The organism is Thermogladius sp., assembly GCF_049970955.1.
Lineage (GTDB): Archaea > Thermoproteota > Thermoprotei_A > Sulfolobales > Desulfurococcaceae > Thermogladius.
Window position 1 is genome coordinate 1 of sequence record NZ_JBMFLY010000023.1, and the last position, 17,078, is coordinate 17,078.

Consider the following 17,078-nt stretch of genomic DNA (forward strand, 5'->3'; position numbering starts at 1 on the left):
CTGTCCTTAGGCCTGATAGGTGCATGTGGGCGTCTATGAGCCCCGGCATAACGACCCTCCCGCCGGCGTCAATGACCTTGTCCGCCCTGGAGGCGTCTACTTCGCCGCTAGTGCCCACGTCGACTATGTACTTGCCCTCGACTAGCAACCTAGCGTTCTCGACTATGCGACCCTTTTTCACGTCTAGGACGCGTGCGTTGTCGATCAGTATCGCTTCTATCACCCTGATACACTAGAATGGGACAGACTTTAAAAACGTATACATATATGTAGTCAGGCGTACATCTGCGTGTGCTTCTGCTCTCTCTGCTGTGGTAGTATCGGGTACGCCTCGTTGAAGAGCGAGACTATTATGGAGTACGCGTTGAGAACCCTCATTACCGTCTTCAGAAAAACCTGTTTACCCTGAGCTCTCACCTCGTCGTCAAACAATATTAGCGCCACTGTCAGGGTCTGCGGGTCTAGTATACTGGGCTGGATCGTGAGCTGGCAGTCCGCGCAGGCGGTCAGCAAGATCCTGGTCAACCTGCTCATGAACCTCAGGACCTCCTCCTGCCTCATCGACGTCAAGTACTTCCTGTGCTCCGGTGAGACTACCACGCCTATCAGGACAACGAGCCTGTCCGGCTTGTCCAGCGTCTTGAAGACCTTGAAGTTCACCTGGAACGGTGGTGGCGTGTTGACGTCGAGCCCCCACGTGATCCTGGCCTCAGGCGGCGCCTCCAGCTTCCTAACAATAAAGCCCTCCTGTATGAGCCACTCGTTAACTCTCTCCTCTACGCTGTCCTTGCTCAAAAACCCATACACCTGCCCATGAAACTATCTATGACGGAAAGTAAAAAACGTTTACAAGCCCGAGCGCGCGTCACTCGTACCTAAGGGCCTCGGCTGGCGGGATCTTGGCGGCCCTGTAAGCCGGGAGTATTGACCCGAGGACGCCCACGAGGATTGTCAGGCCGATCACCCCTCCGATCAAGCCGGGCGTGAACTTGGGGGACGTCCTGATCGTCACCTTGAAGAACTCGCCGCTGGATATCGTTAGACCTCTAGACGCTAGCTGGAACGCGCCAACAACCCCGCCCGCGATCCCGATGGCTCCTCCAATAAGGCTCATCAGTATACCCTCGAACAACGTCAACACGACCACCTGGGTGTCCGTGAAGCCGATGGCCTTCATGACGCCTATCTCCCGCGTCCTCTCCATGACGCTCGTGATCATCGTGGACGCTATCCCAGCCACCGCGACGGCGAATGCCGAGAGGCTGGCCGCGAAAGTCATGAAGTTGACAGCGCTGGTGATAGACGACGCGATCCTAGCGATGCCGACGAACGAGATGACGTTGACGCTGTTCCCGAGTAAGTCGCTGATCTCCCTTGCCACCCCGTCAACGTTGGTCGGAGAGTCGACTAACACGAGTATCCCGCTCCAGTCGCTGGCACCCATGAGCAGTCTGGCCGAGTTGAACGGGACGAAAATCGACTTGTCGGGGTTGAGGAATAGCGCTCCACCGTACTTCGCGAGGACGGCGGAGACCATGATGTTCAACCTCCTGGCGGAGACGCCGTTAGAGTTGGACACGTAGACGGTTACGGACACTACGTCTCCGGGCGAGTAGACCCGGTGGCCATTGTCGTCGTAGGCGATGTCGTACCCTATCATGCCCTTCCCGACGTCCGCCTGTGTCGGGGGCGTGCCCTCCAAGACCTCGAGTGACGTGATCGCCTTCAGTAGGAAGTCGGGGTCTACGGCGTAGACGAATACCGTGTCGGTCGGCCTGCCGCCCAAGTACCCCTGTGTAGTGTAAAAGGGGGCTGCGGAGACGACGTGGTCGAGGCCCTTGATCCTGTCGAGGTCTCTCTCGCTCAGCTTGTACCCCTGACTCGGCGTGACGACCACGAGGTTCTGGCCGAGGCCCTGGATCTGGTTTACGATGTAGTCGCTGTAAGACGAGGTGACCCCGTATATCATGGTAATAGCGAGCGGGCCTATTGCCACCCCGATGATCGTGAGGAGAGCCCTAGCCTTCTTCTCGGTGAGCCCCTTGTAGCTCAGCATGATTATGTCGGAGAGCCTGATCATCTACTGCGCGCTCCTCCTCGCGAAGAACTTGCGGTAGAACAGGTAAAAGAAGCCTGCGAGGAACAAGGCCACCGCGCCCACCGTCAACGCGTAGTACAGCTGGACGCCCTGCTCCGATGCGGGGGCGGGCGTGGTGAGGGTGGCGTTAGTGACTGTGAGCGGGACTGTGAAGTCCTTCTCGTAGACGTTGTTGTACTCGTCTTTAAACGTGACCCTCAACGTGATCTTGTCCAAGGTTATCTGCCCCACGCTCATTTCGACTCTGAACCCCGTTTGGGACGCCGCGTCTAGATCGCCCAGGAACTCGTAAGAGGAGGTGTTGCCGTAAATACAGTACACCGTCACACTCCTCGCTCTAGAGACGCCGGTATTGATGATCATCCCGTTGACCACTAGAGTCCCTCCCACGACCTTCGCGTTAGTGTCCGGGGTCAATACCAAGTCCACGAACGGTTTGACCGTGAAAGCCACGGTCTCGTTGAGGGTCTCCACGAAGCCGCTCGCGTCCTTGTAGATGACCGTCACAAGGAAGACGGCGGTGGGCGACGAGGCCGTCACCCCGGGTGCTACGGACACGCTCACGGGGTTGTACACCAACCTGAAGGCCAGGGTCGCGTTGCTCTTTGGTGGCAGTACCTCGATATACCTCACGTTGTCGAGGGGTACCGCCGTCATGCTCTGCGGTATCAGCAGCACGTAAATGTCGTAGACCGGGTAGTCGTACTCGTTGGACAGGTATACCCTCGCCAACCCAGTGCTGTTGGCGAACTCCACGGCTACCCTGTCTGTGTACACGCCGAGCAGAGGCGGCCTAGGAGAGACCACGAGGGGGATGCCGATGTTCAACTCGTACCTCTCACCCCAGTGGTCGGTGAAGCTAACCCGTGCTACCAGAGTGGAGTTCTCTAGGGGCCCGCCCGTTACGCCTAGGACGAACAAGACGTCTACGAAAGCACCTTTCGCCACGCCCCCTGTCTGCGCGCTCGTTAACCGACTTATCAGATCGGCCAGGCTAACCCCCCTCTGGGCTACCTGAGCGTACTGGGCGATCAGCTGGGGAAGACTGCCTGTAAACCCTATGGCCTTATGGGCGAGCGTGAAGGCGTCGACTAGTCCCGACGGGAGGTCTGCCTCAACTAAGACGCCGTTCATCGCGGGGAACTCCGCGTTCAGGATCCTAGCGTAGTAGACGGCGCCCCTCTCCCCAGGGTACGGCTGGCCGGTCAGCCAGCCGTAGGACACGACGCTTATCGCCTTCGACGGGTCGCTTATGGTGAGGGGTACTTTGAAGAACTGCCTGCTCACCTGTGCCAAACCTCCAGCTGTAGTGGCATAAGACACTTCGAGGGTACCGCTGTAGACACCCGGGGCAACGCCCCCGATGTCGAGGGTGAACGTCGCGGTGAAGACCTGGAAGGGTGCTACCGGCCCCTGGACGTAGTAGGTGAGGCTGTAGTTGTCGTGGCTCCTGAACCCCTCGGGGACGACGAGCTTCAGCCACACCCCGCTGACCTGGTAGGGCAGGCTGTTGGCGAGGGTCACGGTGTAAACAGCACCGGTGGAGTTCGGGTAGGCAGGGTAGCCGTTGAGCCAGTTCGCGGAGACCAGCGAAACACCGGCACCAGGCTCCCAGCCTGGTAGCAGGACCTCCAACTCTCTACTGGTCGTGAACAACTCGTACGTGCCTACCCCGGCAGCCGCGTACATGAGCGTCAGGTTGAACCTCTTTAGTCCGGGCGAAGCCTTTGAGAGGTCCAGGTAGAAGACCAGGCTCGCGGTGGAGCCGGGCTGGACTGGCACCTGGTTGGTGACGTTGTTGTTGAGCACTCTGAGGTCGGGCGCGAGAGGTGTGAGAGAGGCTATGAGTGTACCTAGCGGCACCGGGCCTGGGTTGTACACGATAACGGTCAGTGGGGCCATAGCGTTGCCGGGGTAGACGTACTGCGGGGTGTTGTAACCCCAGAAGTAGCTCGAGACCACGGGCTCGCCTACACTGGACGCGAGTTGGTCTGGGGGGCTCACTACTATGCCGGCGCTCAAGGCGATCTCGACCAGCTTAGTCGAGCCGTCGTTGTTTGTCAGGAAGCCCCTCACGTAAAGCTTGAGCGGGTAGTAGCCGGGTCTGGCGCCGGGCTTCACCAGTATGTCTGCGAACTCGACCCTCGTAATCGCCAGCGGCTGGATGTTTATTCCGTGGACTACTAGTGTCGCTGGGTAAAAGGCCTCTGGCAGGTGTAGTTCGATAGTCGAGTCCCTAATGTAGGCGCTCATCGAGTTGTACAACTCGACGACGAGGGTGTTCCCGGCACTATTCGGGTACGCCGCGCCTCTAGCCCAGTGGACCCCCTCCACGTAGAGGCCGATCGGTGGGCTGACGACAGGTAGTAGTAGGTTGATCGTAGCTGTGGCGGGGAAGCTCGAGCCGCTGTAGACCACCACCGCATCGAGTACAAGGGTCAAGCGGACGAAGGTCGCGTTCTCGAACAGGTTAACCCCTCTCAGTACCAACGTGAAGACGTCGCCGTAGTTGACCGGCCCGTCTACCACCACTACCTCGACGCTAGAGAGGTTGCTGAAGTACCCGTTCTCCACCCTGGCGTAGACGACGATGTTCTTGATCGTGTAAGTCGTGAAGCTGCGGATCGTCACCGAGACCCCCGTGTTGTTCATCCCCGGTAACACGACGTCCCCTGTGAAGCGGTAGTCCACGACCTGTAGTGTTAGATTGGGCGCCCTATCAACAGCGAACTCGAAGGACAGCTGGGCGGAGGCGTTGTACTCCACGCCGTCGCTAGTCGTCAGGGTGGCGTTTAGCAGGAGTAGCCCCTTGTACAGGCCGGGGGCCGCGTCGGGGCTTATCGCCAGCCCGCTGTAGACCAGTGTTCCGACCCCGTTAGGTGGTAGCGTAGATATGCTCGTCCTATTGCTCTCTGCCTTAATGAAGGCCGGGAGGCCCACCTCCGCGTCAAGCCTCGTTATCGTGGTGTTACCGTTGTTTTCGACCTCTATGACCAGGCTCGTGGGGTAGGCTCCGGGATAGCCCGCGGGCGACCAGTACACGTCTCTCACTTCAACGTCGAGTGGGGGTAGCGGGCTTACTGTGAGGTTACCGTAGAGGACCTGGTAGGTTAAGACGCCCTCCTTGAAGTACGAGACGTTGAGCTGGAACACGTAGACACCCGGGCTGACGTACTTGCTAACGTCTACCACGTAGCGGTAGTCTAGTAGAGACCCAGACGACACGGCGTACCCCAGCGTGTAGTTGGATGGCGCCACGCAACTCGGCGACCTGAGAGTGAAGCCCGCGGGGAGGTTGATACACGCGACCGGGTTGTAGGCCGACTGGTTAGAGCTGTACAGAATGCTCACGGTAAGCAGCGCACCGGTGCTCCCGGGGTAGACGTCCCCGCCGGTCCTGGAGACGAACGTCACGCTCTGGAGCGTCCAGTCACTTGGTGGCGAGGACACGGTGGGTAATGGCGCGAGCAGAGCCAGGACAAGCCCTATTATCGCTAGGGCAGCGCGCATGGGTCTCACACCACCCCCATGTTCGCTATACACCTATCCTTCACAGGGGGCTTCACATCGACTATCTTGCCGTCCCTGATCACGTATATCACGTGGCTACAGTTGGCTACCTCGGGGTCGTGAGTCACCGTTATAACCGTCAGGCCCTTCTCGTTCAACGTCTTGAACGTCTCCATGACCACTCTTGCGGAGGCTCTGTCGAGGTTACCAGTCGGCTCGTCGGCCAGGAGTATGACCGGCCTGCCGACTATCGCCCTCGCGATCGCGACCCTCTGTTGCTGCCCCCCGCTCAGTTGCGTGGGCTTCTTCCTCAGCCACTCCTCCTCCCCGCCCACCATTTTGAGGGCTTCTAGGACCATCTTCTCCCTCTCGCCCCTCGGAACCCCTCTCGCTATGAGGGGTAGCTCTATGTTCTCCATCACGCTGAGCCTCCCGATCAGGTTAAACCTCTGGAAGACGAACCCTATCAGGTAGTTCCTGTAGAAGGCCATCTCCCTACTAGACAGCCTCGAGACGTCCTTCCCCGCGAGTATGACGTCTCCTCTAGTGGGCTTGTCGAGTAGGCCGATCATGTTCAAAAGCGTGGACTTCCCCGAGCCGCTGGGCCCCATTATGGCGACGAACTCCCCTCTCGCGACTCTTAGGTCCACGCCTCTAAGTGCCGGGGTCTCGATGTCGCCGGTCTTATACACCTTCCAGACGTCTCTAAGCTCGACTATGTAGCTCAAGAGCGACCACCGCAGTAAGGCTTGAAAGACTCGATAAGCTTCTCCCTCCCCTCGAATAGGCCTTCGAATACACGGTTGGCTCCTGCTCTCCTGGCCTTCTCGTCAATAACCTTAATAGGGTTACACCCCTCTTTATCAAGAGTCTTCAAGTTGTTTACGAGGACCTGCTGTAGTACGTCGACGAACCTCGCGTCCGCGGAGTCGGCGATGTGGACTATCAAGCCCTCCAGCGTAGTGAAGGGCTGGAGGCCGTGCGCCTCCGCCACGGCTCTGATGAGCCTGTCGGGTGCGCCTCGCCTCGCGAGCTCGGCTATAAGGGAGTAGTCGTGTGAGACAAACCAGTCGCTACGGGGCTTGTAGCCGCCCTCGACCTCGTCCTTCTCGTACTGGTAGTACTTGAACAAGTCGTGGAGTATGGCGGCGGCTACCACAAGGTCTCTGTCCGCCCTTAGTCCGTAAACGGTCTCGACGTAGTCCCTGATCCTGACGGCTAGCTCGACGACGCCAAGCGTGTGGAGTAGGAGGCCTCCCGTGAAGAAGTGGTGTTTGCGCGGCGCAGCTGGGGATTCGTGGAGTGCCACTAGCGGCCTCGCGTCAGTGAACGTCAGCACCGGGTCCTTGAGCATGTCCTGTACCAGTTGCCTAATGCGGGGGTCACCTATACTGCCGGCGTACTCTAGTAGCCTGTCGAGCAGCTGGCTCACGGCCATCACACCCGATATATCAGCAGATATAAGGTTTAGGTTAAAAATATATTCGACCAGAAACGCTTATAAAGACGCATGTATCTGGTGATATACTTAGCGGTGGCAGGGTGGTGGATAGACTCATATACAGAGGGATGCTAAGGGTGATCGTACTGAAAAGCCTCTCAGAGCAGCCCTTGCACGGCTACGCGTTGATGAACAGGATCGAGGAGTCCTACGGTTTTAAGCCGAGCCCGGGCGCCATATACCCGCTCTTGCGGAGGATGATCTTGGAGGGCCTCGTCACAGTCGAGGAGAGGCGTGTAGGCGATAAGGTCGTGAAGGTATACAGTGTCACGGATAAGGGGGTCTCGTACCTGAGAGAGCACGCAAGCCTCGTGACGCTACTAGACCAGTTGTCGGCGAAGCTGAAGATCGCCAGCGATATAGGGCTGTTGGCGCTCGCCAAGAACCTTTTCTGGCTTTTCAAGCACATCAACGAGATACCGAGCGACAAGCTCAACGAGTTCAAGCCGAAGTTCACCGAGCTGAACGAGATGATATCGAGGCTCAAGAGGGTGGGAGCGTGGAGGTAATCGTTGTAGAGAACCTGGTCAAGAAGTACAAGGACGTCACAGCGGTGAACGGGGTCAGCTTCACGGTTAAGAGGGGTGAGGTGTTCGCTCTGCTGGGGCCGAACGGAGCTGGCAAGACTACTACGATACACGTGATCGCCACGTTGCTCAAGCCGACATCCGGAAGGGTGCTCGTAGAGGGGTTCGACGTGTCGAGGGAGCCTGGCAAGGTGAGGAGGCTTATCGGGGTCGTGTTCCAAGAGCCGAGCCTGGACAACCAGCTCACTGCTTACGACAACATGTACGTCCACGGCAGGCTCTACGGGCTCAGGGGTAGGGAGCTCCACGAGAGGATAATGGAGCTGCTCGACTTCGTAGAGCTAAAAGAGTTCGCGTATAAGCAGGTCAAGTACTTCAGTGGGGGTATGAAGAGGAGGCTCGAGATCGCTAGGGGTCTCCTCAGCAACCCCGACGTCCTGATCCTCGACGAGCCCACGATAGGGCTCGACCCCCAGTCGAGAGCCAGGGTGTGGGACTACATTAGGAGGCTCAGGAGCGAGCTCGGCATTACAATACTCATGACCACACACTACCTAGACGAGGCAGACGAGCTCGCGGACAGGATCGCGATCATGGACCACGGGAAGATCGTCGCGATGGGCACGAGCCTCGAGCTGAAGAACATGCTCGGCAGCGATGTGATCTACCTCAGGTTCGCGCAGCCGGTAACGGAGAGCGTCTGCCGGGAGTTCAGCGGTGTCAAGGACTGCAGACTGCTGAAGGACAATATGGTCGAGTTGGTGGTGGAGAACGCAAACAAGCTACTACCAGAGGTCATGAAGGTCGTCGTGGAGAGGGGGCTCAGCCTCCAGGAGGTGAGCTACAGGAAGCCGAGCCTCAACGAGGTCTTCCTCCACCTGACGGGTAGAGAGCTGAGGGACGGTCTCGAGACCCCGCAACCAGTCGCGAGGAGGTGGCACAGGTAGTGTACAGGGACCTCTCCCCTCTAGTAGCAATGGTGTACAGGCAGGTCAAGAGGTGGATGGGGGCCAGGTCGAGGCTCGTCTCCACCGTGCTGAACCCGCTGGTGTGGATCATATTCCTGGGCCTCGGCTGGGGGTCGGTGTTCTCGGGGACGAGTTTCAGCAGGTTGCCGAACGGGATACCCGTACCACCCGGCCTCTCGATCTCCGACATGATCCAAAGGTATTTCAACACCATCTTCGGCGGCGTAGACTACCTCACATTCATGGTCAGCGGGATGGCTTCGATGACCGTGTTCATGGGCAGCTTCATCGGCGGGTTAAGCGTCATATGGGACAAGCAGTTCGGCTACTTGAAGGAGACGCTCGTAGCCCCCGCCTCTAGGAAGCTCGTGATAGCTGGTAGGATACTGGGCGACGCTATCATAACTACGCTACAGGGGCTGATCGTGGTGCTACTCGGCCTTGCGTTGACGGGGGGCTTGAGACTAACCGGCATACCCATAGCGATAGTCTACCTGTTCATCTCGGCACTGGCCTTCTCGTCCCTCGGGGTAATAATAGCCCTCAAGCTGACAAGTGTGGAGGGCTTCCAGATGTTGATCAACCTGCTGACGATGCCGCTGATGTTCATGAGCGGCGTGTTCTACCCGTTCACCACGATGCCCGACTGGATGAAGGTGTTTGCCCAGTTCAACCCGCTGAGCTACACTGTCCACGGCGTGAGGTACTGGCTCACCGGCGCCGACGTCGGCCTCTACCCGATGAGCCCTGTAAACGACCTCATAGTGCTCGCAGTAGTAGGGTCTGTGATGTTGTGGCTAGCGGGGGTCGTGTTCGAAAAAACTTCTATTGAGGAGTAAACCCCCTCGGGTAGATAACGCCTAATAGGATGAGCCCCTTGAACCTCCTCCCGTCGATGTAGACGTTTTTCACACCCCTCTCCCTCATCCTCTTGTCGAACTCGTCTGGTTCTAGTTCTAGCGGGTTGTAGGCGTCTGAGGCTATGATGAAGTTCACATTAACGGCGAAACTAGGTACCCAAGTCCAGTACTCGCCGATGTACTTGAAAGCCCTAGACAGGTTCTCTTTCACGTACAAGTACTCCTGCGTGTAGAAGTAACTAGAGCCGGCTTGCGTGACGAGAACGCCGTCCCTCTTCATTATGTTCTTCAGTTTACTGTAGAACTCGTAACTATAGAGGGGCTTCGCGGCCGGGCCCGCGTACGGGTCTGTCAGGTCTAGTATAACAACGTCGAAGTCTCTTTCGCTGGCTTTCTCGACGTACACTAGTCCGTCCATGATCAGGACCTCTGCTCTAGGGTCGTGGAAGCTACCCTTGTGCATCACCTCTAGGTACTTCTTCGAGAACTCCACGACGTCTCTGTCGATGTCTACCATGACCGCCCTCTTCACCGTGCTGTGCTTCAGCACCTCCCTCAGGGTCGCCCCTTCACCGCCCCCGATTATCAGGACTTTCTCGGGCTTGGGGTGTAGTGCCATAGCGGGCTGGACGAGTAGCTCGTGGTAGATGTGCTCGTCCGCCTCCGTGCTCTGGATAAAGTTGTCGATGACAAGGGCTTTCCCGAACCCCTCTATCTCGACGAACGCGATCTCCTGGTAGGGGGTCTTCTCGACCGCGTAGACTTTGTTGACCTTCAGCACGTGCCTGGTGTACTTGCCTGCGGGCTCTAGTATGACTAACCCCTCGAACTCCACCACGTCACCCCACCTTCATTTTGAGGAACTCCTCGATTATCTTGTCGCCCGTGCTCGTACCGATCCTAGTAGCCCCCGCGTCTATCATGGCCAGCGCGTCGAGGGCGTGCCTGATACCGCCGGAGGCCTTGACACCTATCCTCCCCTCGACGGCCCTGTACAAAAGGTTCACGTCGTGCACCGTTGCCCCCTCGCCGAGGAAGCCGGTGCTAGTCTTGACGAAGTCGGCACCCGACTCCACTACCAGCTTCGCTGCTTTTATTTTTTCTTCGTCCGTGAGTAGACCGGTCTCTATTATGACTTTGACGACCTCCACCCCTCTGTCCCTCGCCTCTCCCACGACCCTCTTCAGCTCGTTGAGGACATAGCTGTAGTCGCCCGACTTAAACGCGTTCAAGTTCATCACCACGTCTACTTCTCTGGCCCCAAGCTCGGCGGCCTCAACTACTTCGGCCACCTTCACCCTCGTCGACGTGTTGCCCAGGGGGAAGCCTATTACGGTGGCGACCCTAATACCCGCCCCTCCGAGTTCGATGGCCTTCGGGACTAGGCTCAGCGGCACCACCAGCGCCTTGAAGCCGTACTTCTTGTAGTCGTTCACGTACTTCTCTAGTTGCTTGTAGTCCGACTGGGGCTTGAGTAACGTGTGGTCGATCATCGAGGCTAGCTCGCGCTCACTCATTTTCCCAAGTAGCTCCGAGATCCTGCCCATGGAACCACCTACTAATAAATGGAGTGAGGGCTCATATTATACTTAGGGATTGCCTTGGAGATATACGTTGGGACGAGTGGGTGGCTTTACATTTGGAACGAGGAAGGCACTTTGGACTGGTACATCGAGGAGAGCGGATTAAACACCGTGGAGTTGAACGCGAGCTTTTACAGGTTTCCCTTCAGGAACCAGGTGTTGTCATGGGCTAGGAAGGGCGCTGGAATAAAGTGGGCTATCAAAGTCCACAAGAGTATAACGCACACGAGGAGGATGAGTGAGAGGGCCTTCGAGGTATGGCTGAAGTTCAGAGACCTCTTCCAGCCCATGGACAGGATAGTAGAGTTCTACCTCTTCCAACTCCCCCCGAACTTCACCTGTAAGGAGGAGAACCTGGAACGGCTGAGGAACTTCTACGACAAGACGGGCCTCGGTCGGAGGTTTGCGCTTGAGTTCAGGCACGAGTCGTGCTTCAACGAGCGCGTGGTCGAGTGGGCCAGAGGCCTCGGCCTGACACTGGTCTCGATAGACGCGCCTATAGCGACGTGGGTTGTGAACTCTAATGGGACTGTTTACCTCAGGCTACACGGACACACGGAGTGGTATGGCTACGAGTACTCGGAGAGCGAGCTCCGAGAGCTGGCAGAGAGAGTCGTCTCGCAGAGACCCTCGAGAGTGTTCGTGTACTTCAACAACGACCACTACATGCTGGAGAACGCCCGGTTGATGAAGAAGATCATGGAGTCCATGGCTGGAGTAGGCCAATGATCGACGTGTCCACGATCTACAGCGAGATCTACGTAGAGGCCGGTGAGAAGGCCAAGCAACTGGCGGAGAGGTACGGCTACCTCCCCTACATGGTCCAGCGTTACCTGCTAATACTGGGTCTCGAAGAAACGTTGAAGCTACTGGAGGCGTTCGAAAGGCCGCTGAAACCCGTGGTGAGGACCAACACATCCCTAGTAGAGCCTGACAAGTTGAGGAGGAGGCTCGAGGAGATGGGCTTCAGACTAGAGGAGGTGCCATGGTACTACGGGGCTTTCAGGGTGGTATCCTCTCCTGAACACCCCACGATCGGGGCGACCCACGAGTACCTCAAGGGGCTGTACTACGTACACAGGGACGCCTCAGCGCTAGCCCCAGTACTGCTGTTGCTACACGACTACAGGGGCGACGTACTAGACGCCTGCGCAGCACCCGGCGGGAAGGCCACGTTCGCAGCACAGCTGCTGACGGGCCATGGGGTGGTCTACGCCAACGATATTCACCTCCCCCGCCTGAGGGCCCTCGTGGGCCACTTCGTGAGGATGAAGCTCCCCAACAACGTCGTCACTTGGGCCGACGCCCGCCGACTGCCGAGGTCTTGGGGGAGGAGGTTCGCTAGAGTCGTAATGGACGTCCCCTGTAGCTCTGAGGGGACCATAATGAACGACCCCTCGAGGAAGACCAAGACTACACTGAAGGACCTGGCAGTGCTCGTGAAGAGAGAGGTGGAGCTGCTCCGAGCCGGCGTAGACATGCTCGAGCCGGAGGGCATCCTGGCCTACATCACGTGTAGCATTGCGCCGGAGGAGAACGAGTACGTCGTGTCAAAGGTCCTGGAGTCCAGGAACGACGTAGACGTTGTAGAGCCGCCGGTGAAGCTCTTCGAGTGGGACAGGGGGCTGACCTCGTTCCACAGGCTGGTTTTCGACGACAGGGTGAGGAGGTGTGTTAGGATATGGCCGCACAGGCACCAGATGTTCGGCTTCACCTTCTGCCTCCTCACGAAGGTGAGGTGGTAGAGGCGCTTGAGGGAGGAGCACAAGATCAAGTTCTACAACGGCCCAGCTCCCAGAGGCCACGTCGCGAAGCTGCTTAGGTACTTCTCGGAGGCCCTCGGCGTCGAGGCCAGCGAGTTCTTCAACCCCCAAAGGCTGGAGGAGACCTGCTTCGGTGCCGTCTGCGTGCTGTACGAGGCTCGGGGCGCAGCACCCCGCACCTTGTTCTCGGGCGACGCGCTGGCCGTCGTGGTGAAGGGACACGTAGTGCCGACTCCGACCCTCTACGAGAAGGTCTTTAAAAGGTTTGGGCTGGTAGCCGCGGTCAAGGCGTCCGAGCAGGGGGTGAAAGCGTTCCTGTACGGGAACGACCTCCTCCTCGAGAGCGTCCTGGAGATCTACCCACCCGTCGACAGCTACGTGGCGGTCGTTGACGGCTTAGACGGGCTCGTGGTCGGCGTGGCGAGGTGGGACACAGGGTCGAGGGTTTTCAGGAACGTCTTCGACGTAGGCCTCTACTTGAGAGGATTTGGATAGCTCCTCTAGGTAACGTTTTTTAAGTTTTAGACGCAATAAATTGAGTTCAGACCCTGGTTCAACTATTTGAAAGACGGTTGCGAGGTTTGTTATGCCAAGAAAAATGAAAGTGAAAACGGTCTACGGGCTGACGATCGACCTAGTAATCGACAAGGCGGAGAAGGACAAGGTCTTGGTCGTCCTGCCGGACGGTAAACAAGTTGAGATGAAGGTCATTAAACACGGCCCTGACAGGGTCATTCTGGACTACGACGGGGTGTACTTCTCCATACTACTGGCAGGCGAGCACGCGTACATCAACACCCAGCCCCTCCTCGTGAGCAGCATCTCGGAGATCTACGAGACGCCGGTAAAGAGGAAAGTATCCGAGGAGGCGAAGCCCGTAGAGGCGGGCGGTAAGGTTATCAAGGCCCCTATCTCCGGGAGGATAGTGGAGGTCAAGGTGAAGAAGGGGGACAGGGTCAAGCAGGGCGACGTCGTCGCAGTAATGGAGTCCATGAAAATGGTGATCGAGATAAAGTCCCACCTGGAGGGCGAGGTTCTAGAGGTGCACGTCCAGAGAGGGCAGGCCGTGGGGAAAGACGCGCCTCTAGTCACGTTGAAGTAGTCTACAACGGTATGTTGGAGTGCTTCTTCGGCACTATCCCGACGTACTCCTCCCTCTTCCTCTTCACGAATTCTAGAGCCGTCGCGATCTTGAACCTCGTCTCCGCAGGGTCTATGACGTCGTCGACGTAGCCGAGCTCTGCTGCCAAGTACGGGTTGGCGAAGATTCTCCTGTACTCCTGGGTCTTCTCCTCGTAGAACTTGGCTGGGTCGGGCCTCGTCTCGGCCTCCTTCCTGTAGAGGATCCTCACCGCGCTCTCCGGGCCCATAACGGCGATCTCCGCTGTGGGCCAGGCGTAGGTGATGTCGGCGCCCAGCGACTTACTGCCCATGGCGATGTATGCGCCGCCGTACGCCTTCCTCATGATCACGGTTATCTTTGGGACGGTCGCGTCAGCGTACGCGTGGAGGATCTTGGCCCCGTGCCTTATAATCCCGCCGTGCTCTTGGTCTACACCGGGCATGAAGCCGGGCGTGTCCACGAATGTAATGATAGGCAGGTTGAACGCGTCGCAGAACCTCACGAACCTGGCGATCTTGTTTGAGGCGTCGATGTCTATGACCCCTCCCTTCTCGGCCGGCTGGTTCGCGACTATGCACACGCTGTGCCCTCCCACCCTGGCGAACCCCACGACGGCGGACTTGGCGAACTCCGGCTGTATCTCTAGGAACTCCCCGTTGTCAACTACGCTCACCACGACTTCCTTTACGTCGAAGGGCTTGACGGGGTCTGTAGGGACGACAGCGTACAGGTTGTCCAGCCTCCTATCAATGGGGTCTTCCGTCGGGATGTACGGGGGCTCCTCGTTCGAGTTGCTGGGGAGGTAGGAAAGCAGCTTCCTCGTCAGCGCGAAGGCTGTCTGCTCGTCGTCCGCGACGAGGTGGGCCACACCGCTCTTGGTGGCGTGGACGTGGGCTCCGCCCAGCTCCTCGAAGGTCACCTCCACTCCTGTCGCCGCTTTGACCACCTCGGGGCCGGTTATGAACATGTACGCCTGCTTGACCATGATGACAAAGTCCATGAGAGCGGGGCTGTACGAGGCGGCGCCGGCGCAAGGCCCCAGCATGACCGCGATCTGGGGTACCACACCGCTTGCCTTGACGTTGGCCGCGAACAGTAAGCCGGAGCTGTGTAGGCTCGCCACCCCCTCTTGGATGCGGGCTCCACCCGAGTCGTATAGGCCTATCACCGGGGCGCCGTACCTGATCGCCATCTCGATCAGGTGGGCTATCTTCTCTCCGTGGACCTCGCCTATGCTACCCCCGAAGACTGTGAAGTCCTGTGCGTACACGAAGACAGGCCTACCGTCGATCTTTCCGTAGCCAATTATGACGCCGTCCCCGTAGATCTTCACCTTGTCCATACCGAAGAACGTGCTGCGGTGCGTCCTGAGCCACTGTATCTCCTGGAAGCTGTCCTTGTCCAGCAACAGGTTCAGCCTGTCCCTGACCCAGAGCTTCCCCTTCTTGCGTTGCGCCTCTATCTTGTCCTGCCCGCCCCCGATCACGCTCTTCTCTCTAATACCCCTGAGCTCGTTTAAAAGGTCCTCGTGGGTCTTCGACATCACTTCGCCCTCCTAAGTACGCTGATCGCCGTGATAGTCCCAACACCACCGATGTTGTGAGTAAGCGCGACCTCTGGCGAAGACGCCTTGTAGCCCGGGAAGTCCCCTCTCAACTGGAGGTAGGCCTCGGCGACCTGGTACACGCCAGTTGCCCCGACAGGGTGCCCCCTCGCCTTGAGCCCACCACTGAAGTTCACCTCGGGCTTGTCACCCTTGGCGAACCTGCCCTCCTTCCAGAGCTTCGGTGCCTCCCCCTTGGGCGCAAAGCCGATGTCCTCCAGGGCGAGGAAGCCCGTTATACTGAAGGCGTCGTGAACCTCTGCGTAGTCGACGTCTTTAAGGGAGATGCCGGCGCGTTTAACGGCCTCCCTCGCCGCCGTGACGGTCGACTCCATGGTCAGTAGGTCTCTCCTCGACGCTATGTCGACGCTGTCGGTGGCCATAGCCACAGAGGCCAGCTCCACCAGGACGTCCTTCCCCGTCTTCTTCGCCACCTCTCTCGCCCGCTCCTCGCCCCTAACGAGGATCACTACTGCTGCGCCGTCTCCAATAGGGGAGGCGTCGAATAGGCGGATCGGGTCGGCTATTAGCGGGCTGTTGAGGATGGCTTCGAGAGTCGTCTTTCTAGGGAGCTGCGCGTAAGGGTTGTAAGACGCGTACTCGTGCATCCTGAGCGGCCAGTAGGCGAAGTCCTCCCGGTTGTACCCGAACTTCTCCATGTAGTACCTCATTACCATGGCGTTCAAGCCCGTGAAAGTCGCCCCGTAGATCAGCTCGTACTGAGCGTCTGAGGCCTGGGCGAGGGCCTTCGTGACCTCGCTCGTGACGCCCTCCGTCAGCTTCTCCACGCCTCCCACAGCGACGACGTCTGCTAAACCCGACTTCACGAGCGCGTAGCCCGTGTACACGGCCGCCCCGCCGCTACCGCAGGCTGCCTCTACTTTGAAAGCGGGCAGGCCCCTGAGCCCGGCGAAATCAACTAGGAGAGGCCCCAGGTTGTCCTGCTCCATCAGCACGCTGGACGTCATGTTGCCCACAACGACCGCGTCCGGCCTCAAACCCCCGGCGTCCTCTATCGCCTTCCACAGCGCCTCGGAAAACAGGGCTCTAGCACTCTTTTCGAATAACCTACCGATCTTGGTCATCCCGGCGCCCACGATGTAAACTTTTTCCACGATCCCACCTGTGTCTGAATAGAGGATTCCGCTTTTGGTATATAAGGATAAATTGACTCGCTTGAAAAAGCCTACCTACTAGTTGCCATGCCCCTTAAAAACGCAAACAGACCAATTTTCCAACGGGGTTGGAGTACGAGCGCTCTGGAGTACGACGTGGTAAAGTACACTGTGAGAGTCGCGCTGAGGCTCAGCGTCGACGACTCGACGGTAGGCGTTAGAGACGCCGCAAGGGTATTGAGGTTCCTCAGAGAAAACCCCGACTACCTTGTCAAGGTCAAGAAGGGGATGCTGTACTGCGGGGTATGCGGGAAAGGGCCGTTCACTAAGAGGGGCCTTTACCTCCACTTGACCAGGGTTCACGCCGAAGAGATCGCGCGGGCCGTCAGGCAAGCCCCCGAAAGCCCGCGTAAGCTCTAAAGTCGTA

18 protein-coding genes are annotated in these 17,078 nt (G+C 58.3%); 8 read left to right on the forward strand and 10 right to left on the reverse strand.

Annotation, left to right across the window (positions count from 1 at the left end):
• From ACP5VX_RS04280 to ACP5VX_RS04305, 6 genes are all read right to left on the reverse strand, one after another.
• Positions 1-223: amidohydrolase family protein (locus ACP5VX_RS04280; RefSeq protein WP_428724659.1), on the reverse strand; the 223-nt coding region annotated here is incomplete at its 3' end.
• 50 nt (positions 224-273) lie between these two features.
• The gene (locus ACP5VX_RS04285) at positions 274-795 is read right to left on the reverse strand and encodes a DUF2299 domain-containing protein (RefSeq protein ID WP_428724660.1); all 522 of its coding nucleotides are present in this window, start codon (positions 793-795) and stop codon (positions 274-276) included.
• Between the two features lie 70 nt (positions 796-865).
• Complete coding sequence (locus ACP5VX_RS04290; protein ID WP_428724661.1) at positions 866-2,080, reverse strand: ABC transporter permease; 1,215 nt, start codon at positions 2,078-2,080, stop codon at positions 866-868.
• Positions 2,081-5,608: a hypothetical protein gene (locus ACP5VX_RS04295; RefSeq protein ID WP_428724662.1), complete on the reverse strand. Its 3,528-nt coding sequence runs from the start codon at positions 5,606-5,608 to the stop codon at positions 2,081-2,083. It abuts the gene before it with no gap.
• A 5-nt stretch (positions 5,609-5,613) separates the two neighbouring features.
• The gene (locus tag ACP5VX_RS04300) at positions 5,614-6,336 is read right to left on the reverse strand and encodes an ABC transporter ATP-binding protein (protein ID WP_428724663.1); all 723 of its coding nucleotides are present in this window, start codon (positions 6,334-6,336) and stop codon (positions 5,614-5,616) included.
• Complete coding sequence (locus tag ACP5VX_RS04305; protein WP_428724664.1) at positions 6,333-7,046, reverse strand: HD domain-containing protein; 714 nt, start codon at positions 7,044-7,046, stop codon at positions 6,333-6,335. The genes ACP5VX_RS04300 and ACP5VX_RS04305 overlap by 4 nt, the downstream gene beginning before the upstream one ends.
• A 104-nt stretch (positions 7,047-7,150) precedes the next feature.
• Here ACP5VX_RS04305 and ACP5VX_RS04310 point away from each other — a divergent pair, with 104 nt between their 5' ends.
• From ACP5VX_RS04310 to ACP5VX_RS04320, 3 genes are read left to right on the forward strand one after another with little or no spacing between them, the layout of a single operon-like run.
• Positions 7,151-7,618, forward strand: coding sequence for a PadR family transcriptional regulator (locus ACP5VX_RS04310; protein WP_428724665.1), 468 nt, complete (start codon positions 7,151-7,153; stop codon positions 7,616-7,618).
• Positions 7,609-8,583, forward strand: coding sequence for an ATP-binding cassette domain-containing protein (locus ACP5VX_RS04315; RefSeq protein WP_428724666.1), 975 nt, complete (start codon positions 7,609-7,611; stop codon positions 8,581-8,583). The genes ACP5VX_RS04310 and ACP5VX_RS04315 overlap by 10 nt, the downstream gene beginning before the upstream one ends.
• The gene (locus ACP5VX_RS04320; protein ID WP_428724667.1) at positions 8,583-9,443 is read left to right on the forward strand and encodes an ABC transporter permease; all 861 of its coding nucleotides are present in this window, start codon (positions 8,583-8,585) and stop codon (positions 9,441-9,443) included. Before ACP5VX_RS04315 ends, ACP5VX_RS04320 begins: the two co-directional genes overlap by 1 nt.
• Here ACP5VX_RS04320 and ACP5VX_RS04325 read toward each other — a convergent pair.
• Both ACP5VX_RS04325 and deoC read right to left on the reverse strand, forming a co-directional pair.
• Positions 9,430-10,302, reverse strand: coding sequence for a spermidine synthase (locus ACP5VX_RS04325; protein ID WP_428724668.1), 873 nt, complete (start codon positions 10,300-10,302; stop codon positions 9,430-9,432). The genes ACP5VX_RS04320 and ACP5VX_RS04325 overlap by 14 nt on opposite strands.
• A gap of 1 nt (position 10,303) precedes the next feature.
• Positions 10,304-11,011, reverse strand: a complete 708-nt coding sequence (gene deoC / locus ACP5VX_RS04330; RefSeq protein ID WP_428724669.1) for a deoxyribose-phosphate aldolase — start codon at positions 11,009-11,011, stop codon at positions 10,304-10,306.
• A gap of 54 nt (positions 11,012-11,065) precedes the next feature.
• Between deoC and ACP5VX_RS04335 the strand changes: the two genes are divergently transcribed.
• The 4 genes from ACP5VX_RS04335 to ACP5VX_RS04350 all read left to right on the forward strand — a co-directional run bounded on the left by ACP5VX_RS04335 (position 11,066) and on the right by ACP5VX_RS04350 (position 13,912).
• Complete coding sequence (locus tag ACP5VX_RS04335; protein ID WP_428724670.1) at positions 11,066-11,776, forward strand: DUF72 domain-containing protein; 711 nt, start codon at positions 11,066-11,068, stop codon at positions 11,774-11,776.
• The gene (locus ACP5VX_RS04340) at positions 11,773-12,792 is read left to right on the forward strand and encodes an RsmB/NOP family class I SAM-dependent RNA methyltransferase (RefSeq protein ID WP_428724671.1); all 1,020 of its coding nucleotides are present in this window, start codon (positions 11,773-11,775) and stop codon (positions 12,790-12,792) included. The genes ACP5VX_RS04335 and ACP5VX_RS04340 overlap by 4 nt, the downstream gene beginning before the upstream one ends.
• Before the next feature lie 6 nt (positions 12,793-12,798).
• Positions 12,799-13,305, forward strand: coding sequence for a hypothetical protein (locus ACP5VX_RS04345; RefSeq protein ID WP_428724672.1), 507 nt, complete (start codon positions 12,799-12,801; stop codon positions 13,303-13,305).
• Between the two features lie 91 nt (positions 13,306-13,396).
• Positions 13,397-13,912, forward strand: a complete 516-nt coding sequence (locus ACP5VX_RS04350; RefSeq protein WP_428724673.1) for a DUF2118 domain-containing protein — start codon at positions 13,397-13,399, stop codon at positions 13,910-13,912.
• A gap of 1 nt (position 13,913) precedes the next feature.
• Here the strand turns inward: ACP5VX_RS04350 and ACP5VX_RS04355 are convergent, their stop codons facing one another.
• Positions 13,914-15,476, reverse strand: a complete 1,563-nt coding sequence (locus ACP5VX_RS04355) for an acyl-CoA carboxylase subunit beta (RefSeq protein ID WP_428724676.1) — start codon at positions 15,474-15,476, stop codon at positions 13,914-13,916.
• The gene (locus ACP5VX_RS04360; RefSeq protein WP_428724674.1) at positions 15,476-16,651 is read right to left on the reverse strand and encodes a thiolase domain-containing protein; all 1,176 of its coding nucleotides are present in this window, start codon (positions 16,649-16,651) and stop codon (positions 15,476-15,478) included. The genes ACP5VX_RS04355 and ACP5VX_RS04360 overlap by 1 nt, the downstream gene beginning before the upstream one ends.
• Positions 16,652-16,807: 156 nt before the next feature.
• Between ACP5VX_RS04360 and ACP5VX_RS04365 the strand changes: the two genes are divergently transcribed.
• Positions 16,808-17,071 carry a hypothetical protein gene (locus ACP5VX_RS04365; RefSeq protein ID WP_428724675.1) on the forward strand — a complete coding sequence of 88 codons (264 nt, stop codon included), beginning with the start codon at positions 16,808-16,810 and terminating at the stop codon, positions 17,069-17,071.
• Positions 17,072-17,078: the final 7 nt, after the last annotated feature.